Origin of the sequence: Pseudoalteromonas sp. SG43-6 (assembly GCF_014164365.1) — a bacterium.
GTDB lineage: Bacteria > Pseudomonadota > Gammaproteobacteria > Enterobacterales > Alteromonadaceae > Pseudoalteromonas > Pseudoalteromonas rhizosphaerae.
Map to the genome: position 1 here is coordinate 1 of NZ_JACJEZ010000031.1, position 15,154 is coordinate 15,154.

Annotated in this window: 11 protein-coding genes; 7 read left to right on the top strand and 4 right to left on the bottom strand. The window is 40.6% G+C overall.

Annotated elements, in window-relative coordinates; genetic code table 11:
* Positions 1 to 317: 317 nt before the first annotated feature.
* The 3 genes from creB to creD all read left to right on the top strand — a co-directional run bounded on the left by creB (position 318) and on the right by creD (position 3,845).
* A complete protein-coding gene (gene creB / locus H5201_RS13900) occupies positions 318 to 998 on the top strand; it encodes a two-component system response regulator CreB (RefSeq protein WP_145240118.1) in 681 nt (226 codons plus the stop codon).
* The gene (creC, locus tag H5201_RS13905; RefSeq protein ID WP_145240120.1) at positions 985 to 2,466 is read left to right on the top strand and encodes a two-component system sensor histidine kinase CreC; all 1,482 of its coding nucleotides are present in this window, start codon (positions 985 to 987) and stop codon (positions 2,464 to 2,466) included. Before creB ends, creC begins: the two co-directional genes overlap by 14 nt.
* Before the next feature lie 80 nt (positions 2,467 to 2,546).
* The gene (gene creD, locus H5201_RS13910) at positions 2,547 to 3,845 is read left to right on the top strand and encodes a cell envelope integrity protein CreD (protein ID WP_182784885.1); all 1,299 of its coding nucleotides are present in this window, start codon (positions 2,547 to 2,549) and stop codon (positions 3,843 to 3,845) included.
* 111 nt (positions 3,846 to 3,956) lie between these two features.
* Here creD and H5201_RS13915 read toward each other — a convergent pair whose 3' ends face one another.
* Positions 3,957 to 5,228, bottom strand: coding sequence for a LysM peptidoglycan-binding domain-containing protein (locus H5201_RS13915; RefSeq protein WP_182784887.1), 1,272 nt, complete (start codon positions 5,226 to 5,228; stop codon positions 3,957 to 3,959).
* 66 nt (positions 5,229 to 5,294) lie between these two features.
* Positions 5,295 to 6,158, bottom strand: coding sequence for a LytTR family DNA-binding domain-containing protein (locus tag H5201_RS13920; protein ID WP_182784926.1), 864 nt, complete (start codon positions 6,156 to 6,158; stop codon positions 5,295 to 5,297).
* Between the two features lie 182 nt (positions 6,159 to 6,340).
* Between H5201_RS13920 and H5201_RS13925 the strand changes: the two genes are divergently transcribed.
* Positions 6,341 to 7,621: an acyltransferase gene (locus H5201_RS13925; protein ID WP_182784890.1), complete on the top strand. Its 1,281-nt coding sequence runs from the start codon at positions 6,341 to 6,343 to the stop codon at positions 7,619 to 7,621.
* Here the strand turns inward: H5201_RS13925 and H5201_RS13930 are convergent.
* A complete protein-coding gene (locus H5201_RS13930) occupies positions 7,618 to 8,934 on the bottom strand; it encodes a PAS domain-containing sensor histidine kinase (protein WP_182784891.1) in 1,317 nt (438 codons plus the stop codon). The genes H5201_RS13925 and H5201_RS13930 overlap by 4 nt on opposite strands.
* A 2-nt stretch (positions 8,935 to 8,936) precedes the next feature.
* Positions 8,937 to 10,346 (bottom strand): sigma-54 dependent transcriptional regulator, encoded by a 1,410-nt coding sequence (locus H5201_RS13935; protein WP_182740169.1) that lies wholly within the window; start codon positions 10,344 to 10,346, stop codon positions 8,937 to 8,939.
* A gap of 225 nt (positions 10,347 to 10,571) precedes the next feature.
* Here H5201_RS13935 and H5201_RS13940 point away from each other — a divergent pair, with 225 nt between their 5' ends.
* From H5201_RS13940 to H5201_RS13950, 3 genes are all read left to right on the top strand, one after another.
* Complete coding sequence (locus tag H5201_RS13940; RefSeq protein WP_182784893.1) at positions 10,572 to 11,825, top strand: efflux RND transporter periplasmic adaptor subunit; 1,254 nt, start codon at positions 10,572 to 10,574, stop codon at positions 11,823 to 11,825.
* Positions 11,826 to 11,836: 11 nt separating this feature from the next.
* A complete protein-coding gene (locus tag H5201_RS13945; protein WP_182784895.1) occupies positions 11,837 to 12,553 on the top strand; it encodes an ABC transporter ATP-binding protein in 717 nt (238 codons plus the stop codon).
* 200 nt (positions 12,554 to 12,753) lie between these two features.
* Positions 12,754 to 15,150 (top strand): ABC transporter permease, encoded by a 2,397-nt coding sequence (locus H5201_RS13950; protein WP_182784897.1) that lies wholly within the window; start codon positions 12,754 to 12,756, stop codon positions 15,148 to 15,150.
* The last annotated feature ends 4 nt before the right edge of the window (positions 15,151 to 15,154 follow it).

Sequence of the window (15,154 nt, forward strand, 5' to 3'; positions counted from 1 at the left end):
CCCATGCCGAACTCAGTAGTGAAACGAAACAGCGCCGATGATAGTGTAGCATTTGCTATGTGAAAGTAGGACATTGCCAGGCTCCAAATTGAGAAAGCCCGACTAGCAATAGTCGGGCTTTTTTATGTCTGTAGGAAAGCTAATGGCTTCGAGCCGTCAGTGTTAACCTTTGACATGCGTGTACTGCCACTTTTTAATCTTAAAAAACTCGCGCTCCCCATAAGAAAATATAAACTCGTAAACCTAACTATTGACTGCCTTTATAGTTACTGTAACTATAAACATTGCTAATTTGCTGTAGTAAAGGAATTAATTGCATGACAACTGCGCAGGTTGTGATCATTGAAGATGAGAAAGCGATCGCTGATACACTGATCCATACTCTAGAAATAGATGGCTTTGCTGTGCAGTGGTTTGCTACAGCGGGTGAGGGGCTTGAATATATTAAAAACAATATGCCTGCCTTGGTGATTTTGGATGTTGGTTTGCCTGATGTCAATGGTTTTGAGTTGTGCAAACAGATAAGAGAGTTCTCAGCGGTTCCAATTATTTTTCTTACCGCCCGAAATGATGAAATTGATCGTGTTGTGGGATTAGAAATAGGCGCCGATGATTATGTTACTAAGCCATTTAGCCCGCGAGAAGTGCTTGCAAGGGTTAAACTTAGAATTAGACATAGCGAAGCTGCGAGTAAAGTATCCATCTCTTCAGAACAAGCCTCAGGCCTTTATGCCGAAAATTTTGATTATCATTTCCAAAACCAAGCATTGGCTCTCACAGCATTGGAATTTAAATTGCTGGATAAGTTAATTAGCCATCCTCGCCAAGTATTCTCCCGTGAGCAATTATTGTTGTCGGCGCAAAATCACCAAGATGCTATCTATGCTCGTAATGTAGATAGTCACATCAAGGCTATTCGCAATAAATTACGCGCAGTATCGGCTCCGGAATGTATTCATACTAAACGTGGTTTTGGTTATTACTATGAATCTACCTAAGCCAACAAATACGGTATTTGCTCGTCTTAAAAGATGGCCTAAGATCCCGCTTGGACTGAGGCTGTTTTTACTCTACTTTGTATTAGTGATTTTAACCGCTTACTTGGTTAGCTCAACAGTTATGAGAGAGATCAAGCCAACGGTACGCCAAGCGAGTGAAGAAACACTGGTCGATATGGCAAACATGCTGGCTGTAATAGCAAGCAACCCAATGGCGAACGGCGATATTGCACAGAGCGCTTTTGCTAAGCAAATCAACTTTTATGGTTTGCGTGATCCCGATGCTGCTATTTGGGGTGTTGAAAAAAAATCAGTTAATCATCGAGTTTATATAACCGATCAACAAGGGATTGTAGTGCTGGATTCATGGCAGCAGGATGTTGGTAATGATTTCTCTAAATGGAATGACGTTTACCTCACCTTACGTGGTGAGTACGGGGCACGTTCAACTGCATTAGACCCTAATGATCCGCTATCAACAGTAATGCATGTTGCTGCACCAATCATGTATAACGATGAGATAATTGGCAGTGTCACAGTTGCTAAAGCGAACCGTTCTGTACAGCCATTTATTGATATTTCTAGGTATCGGGTATTAACTTGGTTAGCGTTAATGAGTGTACTCGCACTTATCATTGGTGCGTTAATCGCGTGGCGTATAAATACTGCGTTATATAAGCTTGCAGACTATGCTGATAAAATGGGGCGCGGTGAAAAAACCAGTAAACCCACCTTTAGAGTTTTTTATGAATATAGCTTACTCAGTGATGCCCTTGAAAATATGCGTCGTCAGCTTGATGGTAAGCGTTACGTAGAAAATTATGTGCAAACTCTAACGCATGAGTTAAAAAGTCCATTGTCAGCAATCAAAGGAGCCAGTGAAATATTACAAACCCCTACCACGGTAGATAAACAACAGTTGTTTGCTCAGAATATTGAAACCGAAGCTACGCGCATGCAGCAATTGATTGATAAGTTGTTAGCTCTAACAAAGCTTGAGCAACTCCCAGAACTTGAACAGCGGCAATTAATTGATTTACCTGCTTTATTAGCGCAGATAAAAGCCTCTTGTATCAGCAGGCTAATGACCAAACAAGTAGAGTTAAGTGTTGTATGCGATAACAAAGTTGCTTTTGTGGGGGATCAATTTTTAATACAGCAAGCCTTGTATAATTTGTTTGAAAACGCGTTGGATTTTGTATGTGAACAGGGGAAAATCAATATTACGGTCACGCAAACCGCAGGAGAGCTTTGTATTAACGTCGAAAATACTGGCCCGAAGATACCTGATTATGCGTTAAAGAGAGTAACCGAACGTTTTTATTCGCTTGCCAGAAGTAATGGACAAAAAAGTACCGGCCTTGGGCTTAACTTTGTAGAACAAGTGGTTAAGTTGCATAAAGGAAAATTAGACATCCATAATACCCCGCAGGGCGTATCCGTTAAGCTGTTTTTACCAACTCCATAAAGACTCCATATAAGCACCATTTAAAATCCACTTTTGTCGATTACTCTAGTTCCTATATTAAATAGGGAGTAAAGATAATAATGAAACAAAAAATTGAAACGAAGTTGGTGATCATCATAGGCCTAATTGTACTGTTATTAGTGCCTATCTTTATGATCCAAAACCTAATTGATGAACGTGCAGAACATCAGCAACAAGTGCAAGCTGATATTGCTAAAAGCAGCAGCGGCGAGCAACAAGTCATTGGGCCGTTTATTCAAGTGCAATTTATAGAAACTCACACCGTGGAAGGCAACACCACTGAACAGTTAAAAACGCTGTTGTTGCTACCTGAAACCTTAACTATAAACAGTGAATTATCTTCTTTTGAAAAATACCGAGGTATTTATAAGGCGTTACTATATCGCTCCGCGAATCACTTTGCAGGCCAATTTAATACCGAGGCTTTAAATGAATTAGCCGGTAAAAAGATAAAACAGGTGCATATGGTGATGGCGATTAAAGATATTCGCGGTATTGGTCAGGGCAGTACAATGCGCATAAATAACCAAGAATATGCGTTGCAGCCTGGCACTAAGCTGGCGCAATTACCCGAAGGCGTTAATATTGAGCTCGATTTTAGTGCTTTACTAGAGCAACAGATGTTGGATTATCAAATTGATTTAAATCTACAAGGAATGCGTAAACTAGCTATTGCTCCTATCGGCAAAGAAACCAGTCTTAGCATGCAAGCCGATTGGCCACATCCAAGTTTCGTTGGCGATTACTTACCTATCGACTCAAGTATTTCAGAGCAAGGCTTTACTGCCAACTGGCAAACAAATTACTTTGCTACCAACTTAAAAGAGCTGTTTCAACATTGTGTTTTTCAAAATCAGTGCGAGCAATTTAAGCAACGTAGCATGGGAGTTAATCTTGTTGATGGTGTTGATCATTATTTAAAAAGCTATCGTGCCAGTAACTACGCAATTTTAGTGCTGATATTGGTATTTGCCAGCTTCTTTTTACTCGAAGTGCTTCGCAGCGAACCTGTTCATCCGGTGCAATATGGCTTTGTCGGTTTAGCATTGGCCGTTTTTTATTTATTGTTGATATCACTTGGTGAGCACCTAGGATTTAACCTTGCTTACTTACTATCAGCATTAGCTTCTTCATTATTACTGAGTATTTATGTGGCCGGAATGTTGAAAAATACTAAGCATGGTGGGTTGTTTCTGATTGCTATTCTGTTTTTATACAGCTTACTTTACGGACTATTAAGCGCAGAAGATTACGCATTGTTGATGGGCAGTTTACTGGTGTTTGCAGTACTGAGTTTGATTATGATGCTGACCCGCACAGTAAATTGGTACCACACTAAATCACAAGTTGATGATTAATCTCTGTTTGCAAAGGGCTGCATGATTGCAGCCCTTTAATTATTCAGGCCTAACACAGTTAGCATTGCATATAGCCGCTGAAGATAGGCTTATTATACAGCGTTCATGTTATTAACTTGCTGATAAAAATACGGTTAGCTTATCGCCTACTTTTAAGCGATCGCTTGAAAGGCTGTTCCATTGTTTTAGCTTAGTGATGCTGACTTTGTAATGGTTGGCTATTTTCCACAAGCTTTCGCCAGATTTAACCTTATGCTCTATTTGCGTATCGGCTAACTGCGGTAGCACTAATTTTTGACCAATACGTATGGTACTATTTTTCAAATTATTAAATGCTTTTAGTTGGCTTAAAGTTACTTTGTAGCGCTTAGCGATCACGCTCAAACTATCGCCACGCTTAACTGTATAATGTTGCCATTGGCTGTAGTCGTTAGAATCTTGATCAGCAATCATAGTCTCAAATTGCTTTTGCTCACTAGCAGGAACGACGAGATGCGGTGCATCAATAATCGCCGGAAAGCGAATGACCCCGTAGTTTAAGGGCTCTAACTGTTGCCATTGGGCTTTATTATCTAAAATAACTGAGCCAGAAATGGCTATTTTGGCAATTGCATCTTTATTTGCTATTGCAGGGAACGCCATTTTTTGGCTTTTTAATAATTGTGCCGCAGCAAGTAGTTTAGGTACATACTGACTGGTTTGCTGAGGGAGTTTTAAACTGAAAAAGTCAGTTGGTTTACCTTGCTTTTTATTGTTGCTGATCGCTCTAAGTACACGGCCTTCACCTAAGTTATAGGCTGCTATAGCGTGATACCAATCACCATCAAAGCGTTTGTATAAGTACTCCATAAAATCCAGAGCAGCGCGGGTACTGTCGATCACATCTTGGCGGCCATCGTACCAAGGGCTAATTTTTACCTTAAAGTACTTAGCAATGGCAGGCGTTAATTGCCAAAGCCCAGATGCATGCTTGTGCGAATAGGCACTGGCATCAAAGTCACTTTCAATTAGCGGCATTAACGCTAATTCTATGGGTAAGTTCCGCTTTTCAACCTCTGTGACTATATAATAAAGGTAAGGCTCAGCACGGCGACTAATTTCATCCATATAGTTTGGGTGAGATAAATACCATGCAATGCGTTGTTGCACATCTGGGTGGCTAGAATTGGCAAATGTAAGCTGCGCTCGGATGCGTTGCCACACATCATCGAGTTCCTGAGGACTTAAGGGAGCTATTTGCTCAATATTTTCGTTTTGTTCTTTAACAACAATATTTGGGTTAGCCTTAATATCAGGTTGTGAAGATGGTTGTTCGGGTGTGGTTTCACAACCGGATAAAATAACAACCAATGGCAGAATGCGGATAAATCGATTTAAAGACACGTACTAAACTACTCCGAAAATATAAATGCGGTTAACCTAAATCAGGCTAGCTTAACATAGCGTGAGTTAAGAATGACTTGTAGTTGAATTTAACTGTCCCTTAAATTGCTCTTTATAGCGACGCGATAAGTTAAGTACTTTGCCGGTTGTAAGTTTTACTTCACTGTCTCCGCTCGGTAGTGGCGTGATTGATTCAATCGCATCTAACCGAACGCCATGGGAGCGATGAATACGGCAAAACCCTTGCGGTTCTAACTGAGTTATAAGTTGGCTCATAGTTGCACGTAACGGGTAAATTCTTGCATCAATATGTAGATTTACATAATTACCGCTAGATTCAAGCCAGTCTATTTGTGCTACGCGGACAATAAATTCTTTTCCCAGTTTTTTTACCAGTAGTCTATCGAAATTTAAATTTTCAGGCGTATCTTCGCCTTGTCTGATCGGTGCTGCTTCACCACTTAATTGGCTCACTACATATTGATAGGTTTTAATAACAGCAATTAAAAATAAGAACCCCCACAAGTCTTTGCGGTATTCATAAAGTAATTCAAACCAGACCAAACCAAAGTCATAATACATGCCTTGTACGGTGTAAATGAGCTTGCGAATGGTGACCATAATGCCAATATGCAATAACGAAAAAGCAATGCTTGCCAGCAGATATAGCAGTAATGAGCGGGGGATTTTTTGCCAATTAAAAGGCTGGGTTTTTAATAGCCAAACTAAAGCGGGAAACAACAACAAGGTGCCAATAGCGCTGGAATATTCCCATACAAACGGCTCCCAGATCATAAATGGGAGTACGCCATCGCGCTGGGCTTCCATAATGTTTGAGCTGGCATTAATGGTGTTGTTTATAAAAATATAACTAGATAAAAATAATGCCGCATACCATCTCTGGTAGCGCTGAAAATGCGTTAAGGAGATCATTATTATTGTTACTCTTTAAAAGACCATCATTAGACTAGCAAGATAGTGATAGATCACCAAACTTATCATCCCTGATATCCACCGTTTATCCCTACTGACTGTTTTATCAGCCTTTTCTGATTGCTTAACGCAGATAGTTGTTCATATTTGTTATTAATTAGTCGTAAGCTAAATCTACCATGAAACTTAAAATAGTAATTAAAAACACAACACGTACGCTATTACAGCCATGGCTAAATGTGTTTAATCAAGCCGTTGAATTACCACCGCGCCGCTATGATTTAGATTGGCTACGGGTGATTGCGTTTGGTTTATTAATTTTTTATCACACCGGCATGTTATACAGCCAAAACTGGGGATTTCATTTTAAAAGCCAGTATTTGTCTAGCAGTGTTGAAAATGTCATGTTGTTACTGTCACCGTGGCGCATGGGACTAATCTGGTTTATTTCAGGAGTAGCGCTGCGCTTTATTATTGCGCGCTTTAGTTTAGGCATGTTTTTAACTACGCGCAGTGTAAAAATATTACTGCCTTTATTGTTTGGCATTTGGTTTATAGTGCCTATTCAGCTTTATGCGCAAATGAGCCAAGAGGTTGGTTTAGCTATGAGCTTTTGGCAGTTCTACCAGCAGTTCTTTAATTTAACTAACCCTTTATTTAATCACTATCAAGCAGGGATTTGGCCTCATGTCGATGTAAACCATCTTTGGTACTTGCGTTCGTTATGGCAATTTACTTTATTGCTAGTGCTAGCGATGCCGCTGCTTCATCACGCTACTGTGCATACAATAATCACGCGTTTATGTGGGCGCTCGTTATTTACTATTTTTATTGTATTGCTATTGCCGCTGTGTATTTTAAAGCTAAGCTGGCCGAGTGATACATTCCGATACCCCATGGGCGCGTTGTTTTTACTTTACGGTTACTTGCTTGCTTGGCAGCCTGCATTTTACAGCCAACTGCTACGTCACTGGCAGGCGTTATTAGTGGTATTCATTTTAGGTTATTTAGTTGTCGTGCTGGGTTATCACATGATTTGGCAAAATCCTGCCGCCAGCCAATGGCAAATTACCAGCATGGATATGCTGTATACCGCGCAACGATTAGTCGGTGTATTATTTATGTTGGCACTTGCACAACGTTTTTTGAATCACGATCACCCTAAACTGGCTTTACTAAACTGTGCAGTATTCCCTTTTTATTTATTACATCAAAGTGTGATTATTGGCTTAGCCTTTTATTTGTCTGAACTGCAATTAGGTGGTTTGGTGGAGCCATTATTTATACTCAGCCTCACTTTCATTATTTGTTGGTTGGTGTTTATTGGTGCGCGTCGTATCGATCTATTAAGCCCATTTATAGGGATTAAAGTCACAGGTAAATATAAAGCATGGCAAGTTAAAGCGGGCTTTTGCTACGGGCTTATATTGGTAAGCCCACTGATCTTTAAGTTAATTTAACCAAACACACATCTAAAGCATGCGCCTTGTGGTTTTGGTACATAAATTAAATCACCGCCGTGGTTGAGCATAATTTGCCTTGATAGGCTCAAGCCAATACCTGATCCTTGTTGTTTAGTGGTAAAAAATGGTACGAAGATCATATCCACCACATGTTCGCTGATGCCTGGGCCATTATCGCTCACTTCAACATAGAGTTGTTGGCTGGCGTTTTGTGCCAAGCTGAGCTTGATGTTTGGCTGAGCGGGGCTTTGCGCGTTATATTTTTTGTTGCTGCTTAGCACTTCAAATGCGTTCTTTATAAGATTTACTAATACTTGCTCTATTTGACTACTGTCTAGCATCACTAATTGCTGGCTTTTAATTGTAAGTTCTATATTGATTTGCAGCTCACGCGACTGTTGTTGATGCAAGGTGACAATACGCGCTAGCATATCGGCTAAATTTTCAGGCGCTAAATTAGGTTTAGGTAAGCTGCTAACTTGGCGAAAACGAGCAATAAAGTCGCCTAAATGTGCCGTTCTTGATGCTAAGGTGCTTAGTGCAAGCTGTAAGTCTTGTTTATCTTCAATATCAATAAAACACAGTTCTTGTGGCAGTAAATTGCTGCACGTATCAGCTAACGATGAAAGCGGGGTAATAGAGTTGGCAATTTCGTGCGTAAGTACTTTAGTTAGGCGTTTATACGCTTGTTGTTCTTTGAGTTGTAGTTGGTCATGAATTGATTGTAGGCTTACTACGCGACGCACTTTGCCTTGTATTTCGGCGATACTGAGTTGGATAGAAAGCGTGTCGTGCTGCTCGCCATTTTGCCAATAGGTGGTGCTGCGCATATTGTTCTTGGCGTTCAAAATTAGTTCACCAACAGCGCCTAATTCTCGTAGATGCTGGAAGCTTTTACCCAGTAGTTTGCTGACTGCTGGGTTTGATTCAATCACTTTGCCGTTGTCGTCACATACCATAACCGCTAAATCAACATGAATAAGCAGTGCTTGCAAAAACTGCGCTTGTTGTTCGGCATTAAAGCGTGCTGTTTGCATTTGCGTTTTTACTTGCTCAAATTGCTTAAGCATTGGATGTTGTTGGCCAAGACCTAAGGTGCTGTCGCCATTGGCTAAAGCGCGGATCACCATTTCAGCTTGTTTTTGTTGGCGCTTAAATAGCGTAAAAATATGCGCTATTAACGCCACGGCGACTAAAATTATTAATAATGTCGTCGCTGAAAAACCATGCTTTTGTAATGCATAACTAAGCAATGCACTTGCACTTATAAGTGCGATAATATTAAACGAAAGCAATAAATTAGCACGCATGATTATAGCCTATACTTTTCAAGGCGACGATACATCGCGCCGCGAGTTAAACCAAGCGCTTTGGCTGCATGACTAACATTACCTTGATGGTGCTTCAGTGCTGCGCGAACTGTGCGTTGCTCGAGAATATCTAAATCAAAGGTATCGTATTCAGTCTCACTTTTTAGCGCCTGACCACTATTGCCAGTGCTAAGTGCGGTTGTATTACCAACCACTGAGCTTATATCTAGTGTATCTCCTTCAGTTAAAATAACAGCACGTTCTATAGCATGAGCCAATTCACGTACATTACCTGGCCACGCGTATTGGCAAAGTGCATTCATATCATCATCGCTAATGGTTAAGTCGCGTTTATATTTTTGCGCAAAGTGTTTTAGATAGTAATTAGCTAATAATGGAATGTCATCACTGCGCTCTCTCAGTGCCGGTAGCCGAATTTCAACGGTGTTTATCCGGTATAGCAAATCTTGGCGAAAGCGCCCGTCAATAACTGCTTGCTCAAGGTTATCGTTAGTGGCACAAATAAGGCGAATATCAATATCAATCGCTTTACTGCCGCCAACTGGTGTTATTTGCCTATTTTGTAGTGCAGCCAGTAATTTAGCTTGGTGTTCAAGTGGTAAATTACCCAGCTCATCTAAAAATAAGCTACCGTCTTGGGCAAGTTCAAATTTACCAATTCGATCGCTTTTGGCATCGGTAAATGCGCCTTTTTTATGGCCGAATAGCTCACTTTCAAATAGGTTTTGTGCCACAGCACCCATGTCTAAACTCATAAAGGTTTGATTATGGCGCATACTTGCTTGATGAATGGCATGCGCGGTGAGTTCTTTACCTGTGCCGCTTTCGCCGGTGATCAGTATATTGGCATCAGTTTGTGCGGCTTTTTCAATGGTGGTGAATACCTGCTGCATAGCGGCGCTTTGACCTAAAAACTCAAATGGCTGATTATTGAGTACTTGATTAAGGCCGTCCTTCTGAAGAGTTAGTTGACCTACTTGCTGTTTGTCTTTGGCATGTGAAAAAGCCGCCGCCACAGCGCCAAGTAATTGCTCGTTTTGCCAAGGCTTGGCAATAAAATCAGAGGCCCCCGCTTTAATTGCATCTACTGCAAGTTGAATATCGCCGTAGGCAGTCATTAGTAATACAACAATATTTGCATCTTGCTCGATGATTTTTTTCAGCCAATAAAAGCCTTCTTTGCCGCTGATGGAGTCTTGGGTAAAGTTCATATCGAGTAAGATCACATCGATTGGCTGATCAACTTTGCGTTGCTCGTTAATGATGTCTGCAATATCAAATGGGTTGTCAGTGGTTTTAACGCTTTGGTAATGCTGTTTTAGCAAGAGCCGTGCGGCGATGAGAATATCGGGGTTGTCATCAACAATTAAAATTGAGCCTGTGTGTTTCATGATTTTTATTTTTATAGAGTTTTATTTAGCCTAAAACAAAAAAGGAACAGTGTCCATAAATGGACGTTTATAAAATAAAAAAGTGTTCTATTAACGGACACTACAAACATAATAATAATTTCATTTAATTATAAGGTATTGAATTTTAATATTAAATAAAGTTGGCACAGCGTTTGTAATAACTATCGGTAATTAGTTTATTAAACCTGTATCAAGGTGGCCAACATGGATAAGAAAATAGAACGCTCATTTACTCAAAAGTATTTAAAGAAATTCACCTTTGCAGCATTGGCATTGGGTGTTGCTGCCGCTGCGTATGGGTTTACACAAACAGGTAATACAGGTCGTAGCCAGAATATTGAGCGCAGTAGCTTAACCGTTAGCACGGTGAAACAAGGTGCATTTAAAGATGCCTTAAGCTTACGCGGTCAAGTGGTACCAAAAACCAGTATTTACCTTGATACCATCGCCGGTGGGCAAGTTGAGGAGCGTTTAGTTGAGCAAGGCGAATATGTTGAGAAAGGCCAACCCTTGGTGCGCTTAAGCAATACTAACTTGCAACTTGATGTAATGAGCCGCGAAGCACAAGTAACTGAACAGCTTAATTTTTTACGTAATACGCAAATGACCATGGAAACCAGCCGGTTAAACCTACGCCGTGACTTATTGGAAGTCGAACTAAAGATCACAAACCTTACCCGTCGTTTAAAGCAAACTAAACCTTTAGTTAAAAGTGGCGTATTAGCGCAGGATCAACTTGCAGAGCTAGAAGAAGATTTAGATTATTACCGAGCTCGTAAAGAGCTCTCTATTGAGCGCCAAAAGCAAGAAAACTCAATCCGTGAGGTGCAAGTCGCACAGTTATCAGACAGCGCTAAAATGCTTGAAAAAAACCTGCAGTTTGCGCGTCGAAATCTCGACAATTTATTAATCAAAGCACCTGTTTCAGGCTACCTAAGCGAGCTTGATGTGGAAATTGGTGAATCTAAAAACAGTGGCGCGCGATTAGGCCAAATTGATATTCCAAATGAATATAAATTAGTGATACGCCTTGATGAGTTTTATTTAAACCAAGTACAGCGTGATATGACCGTGATGATTGAACTTGAAAGCGGCACAGTGAACGCCAAGGTGAGCAAAATTGATAGCCGCGTACAGCAGTCGCAATTTCAAATTGAAGTGGATTTACCAAGTAATACCAAAAGCATTAAGCGCGGGCAAAGCATTGATATTGAGTTAATGCTGGGGGGTGACAAAAACAATGCTCTACTGCTTAAACGTGGCGCCTTTTTTACCAACTCGGGCGGTAACTGGGTTTATGTTATTGAGCAAGGTGGCGATAAAGCAGTGCGTCGTGATATTCGCTTAGGCAAAAAGAATCAAAACTATTTTGAAGTGCTTGAAGGGCTCAATGCTGGGGAGCAAGTGATTACCTCTAGCTACAGTAACTTTGATAAAGCACAGCAACTACAATTTTAAGGAAAATAACAATGATCAAACTAACTAATTTAAGCCGCGTATTTCGTACTCAAGATGTTGAAACAACAGCGCTAAGTAGCATTAACTTAACCGTAAACGAAGGTGACTTTTTAGCGATTATGGGGCCTTCTGGCTGTGGTAAGTCAACTTTACTGTCTATTTTGGGTATGCTCGATTCACCTACTTCAGGCAGCTTTGAATTTGCTGGAACTGACATTGCAGGCTATAGCGAAAAGCAACTAGCAGAGCTACGTAAAGCATCGATCGGGTTTGTCTTTCAAAGCTTTAACTTGATTGATGAGCTAACTGTATATGAAAACGTAGAGTTGCCGTTACAGTATCAAAAAATATCAAAAAATGAGCGTAAACAACGCGTAGAAGCCATTTTAAAACGCGTAGGTATTGATCACCGAGGCGAGCATTTACCACAGCAACTGTCAGGTGGTCAGCAGCAGCGGGTAGCCGTTGCGCGTGCATTAGTCATCAATCCAAAGCTTATATTAGCCGATGAGCCAACAGGTAACCTCGACTCTAAAAATGGTGATGAAGTCATGGCGATGTTGCGTGAATTAAATAAAGAAGGTACCACGGTTATTATGGTTACCCACTCAGAGAAAGAAGGTAATTACGCTGATCGCTTAGTGCGCTTACTTGATGGCCAAGTGATGGTTGATAAAGCGAATTTACAGCAACAATCATCAAGTGTTGCGGATGCTGTTGTTGCGTAATGCTCGTTTACTATCGTTACTTATTGCAGCATGTTGCTGTGCAATTGATAAGATCTAGTGCAGCAATCTTATTTATTACATTAAGTGCTTTTGCACTCAAACATGATCTGTCTTATGTGTACCTCAGTGATATGGTAAGTGATTTTGTGGCTTGCCAACTGTTTTTGTTCTAACCCCTTGGGGTAAGAAGGAATTTGATAATGTTTAAAAATTATATCATGACCGCAATGCGCTCATTTAAGCAGCAAAAACAACACTTTTTGCTCAATGTACTTGGTTTAAGTATTGGTTTAGCGGCGGCTATTTTAGTGGCTATGTTTGCCTTTTACGAAGCGTCTTATGATAAGCAGCAACCCAATGCGGAGCGTGTTTATCGTGTTAATCAGTATTTTACATCTTTAGGGGTTGGCGGGCCGATGACCAACAAAGATCTTATGAATACCTTTAAAGACATGGCTGAAATAGAAGACATACTATCACTAGAGCCTAGTCCGCCTGGTGCTGAATTTGTGCGTGATGATGTGGGTTATAAGTTAGAAAGTATTGCGTCGGCAAGCACCAATATAGCTGATTTTGTGAATATTGACTTAGTTGCAGGCGACTTAGCCAAAGTGCTTACTACACCAAATATGCTCGCATTGAGTGAGCAGTACGCTATACGTATTTTTGGCCGCACGGACATTATTGGTGAAACCTTAATACAAGGGAGTAAACGTTGGCAGATTGGGGCGGTATTTGCTGTTTTACCTGAAAATACGCACTTCTTTTTTCAAGGGTTAATTAAAGAGTTACCAGCCAATACTCAATATCAAAACATGAATAGTGCCTCTTATATTCGAGTAAAACCAGGTACTGATGTTGAAAAGTTGGCAGAGACTATTGAGCAACGCTACATGAAAATTGCTTACGAAAACCCAAATTTAGCAAAAATGACATTACATCCGCTAACGTCTATTCATTTAACTTCCAACTCTAACTATGAAATGAAAAAGAATGGCTCGCTTTCAACGCTGCGGATTTGTATTGGTTTGAGTATTTTATTGGTACTTTTAGCTGCGTTTAATTTTATTAATATGAGTATTGCTCAATCGGCAAAACGTGCCAAGGAAGTGGGTGTACGTAAAGCACTTGGCGCGAGTAAATTACAAATTATAAGCCAGTTTTTAACCGAGTCATTACTTATTACCATTATTGCAGCATTAATTGCCTGTATGTTGGTTGAATTGCTAACACCTGCTTTTAATCAATTAGTCGATAGGCAGTTATCGCTTAATTATAACTCTTTATTGGGCGTCGCTATTGCTGTTGTTGTAATATCAGTTGGTTTGCTTGCGGGGATCTATCCTGCCATGTTTATGTCAGCATTTAGTGCAAAAAGAGTGCTCAGTGGTGACATGCAACGTGGTCGCACAGCCATTGCGGTTAGAAAAGGTTTATTAGTTGTACAATCGGCATTATCTGTCGGTTTAATTATTGGCGCTTTATTGCTGCAACAACAGCTTGCTTATTTACAGTCTCTACCAGTGGGCTATACCAAAGAAAGTAAATTGGTTATCAGTGATATATCAGCTGAAGATATATTACACAACAATAATACAGCATTACTAAATCGTATTAACGGGATTGATGGCGTAAACAAAGTCAGCGTTATGGATGTTGATGTAACAGGCTCATATAAATCGTCTCTTACATTTACGGCCGATAATGGTCAATTTACCAAACAAAGTTTACCCATTATTGGCGCAGGTAACGACATAGCCCAAACATTGGGCCTAACATTGGTCGCTGGGCGAGATTTCAGTGAAAAAATGGCTGCTGATTGGTTTAGTGAAGTCAGTGATACTAAAGCAACGGCTTCAGCCATATTGACTGAGTCGCTAGTAAAACAAGCCGGTTATGCAACACCAAGTGATGCAATTGGCAGTACATGGCGCACAAGTCCGGGCAATGGCAAAGATTTAATCTTAACAGTTGTCGGTGTGGTTAAAAATATTAAAGTAGGCAGTGTTAAAGACGCGCAGCCCTCTACCATCTTAATTTGTGGCTACACAAATAGTTGGGACGGCCGCGTTATCGTAGACATGGACGCTGCTAAAATACTGCCTATTAAAGCGCAGCTTGCAAGTATTTTAGAAGAGAACCTCGCAATTCACGACCCACAAATAGATATGCTGAGCGAAAACTACCGTGCGCTTTATCGTAATGATGAACGAGCGACCGAGTTTGTCACTTTATTTTCTGGTTTAGCCGTATTTTTAGCGTGCGTGGGCACCTTTGGCTTAGCATCATTCTCGGTACTACGTCGCCAAAAAGAAGTCGCGGTACGCAAAGTCCTTGGCGCATCACGCATCAGCATTATGAACTTAATAGCAAAAGAGTTTTTGATTTTAGTTGCCGCAAGTATCGCAATCGCTTTTCCTCTAACTTATTGGCTGGTGGGCGATTGGTTAGCCAACTTTAATGAGCGTGTTGATCAAGCGCTGTGGGTTTATCTGGTTGCAGCTCTAAGTGTTGCTGCAATTACTTGGCTCACGGTTGCAAGCCTCGCCTTTAAAGCCGCCAGCACACGGCCATCGTTAACACTAAGATATGAGTAATAAC

Bases quoted from the DNA above. Each gene is read 5' to 3' on its own strand.
- H5201_RS13925 (WP_182784890.1), top strand. From the start codon at position 6,341: ATGAAACTTAAAATAGTAATTAAAAACACAACACGTACGCTATTACAG.
- creD (WP_182784885.1), top strand. From the start codon at position 2,547: ATGAAACAAAAAATTGAAACGAAGTTGGTGATCATCATAGGCCTAATT.
- H5201_RS13935 (WP_182740169.1), bottom strand. From the start codon at position 10,346: ATGAAACACACAGGCTCAATTTTAATTGTTGATGACAACCCCGATATT.
- H5201_RS13945 (WP_182784895.1), top strand. From the start codon at position 11,837: ATGATCAAACTAACTAATTTAAGCCGCGTATTTCGTACTCAAGATGTT.
- creB (WP_145240118.1), top strand. From the start codon at position 318: ATGACAACTGCGCAGGTTGTGATCATTGAAGATGAGAAAGCGATCGCT.
- creC (WP_145240120.1), top strand. From the start codon at position 985: ATGAATCTACCTAAGCCAACAAATACGGTATTTGCTCGTCTTAAAAGA.
- H5201_RS13930 (WP_182784891.1), bottom strand. From the start codon at position 8,934: ATGCGTGCTAATTTATTGCTTTCGTTTAATATTATCGCACTTATAAGT.
- H5201_RS13940 (WP_182784893.1), top strand. From the start codon at position 10,572: ATGGATAAGAAAATAGAACGCTCATTTACTCAAAAGTATTTAAAGAAA.
- H5201_RS13950 (WP_182784897.1), top strand. From the start codon at position 12,754: ATGTTTAAAAATTATATCATGACCGCAATGCGCTCATTTAAGCAGCAA.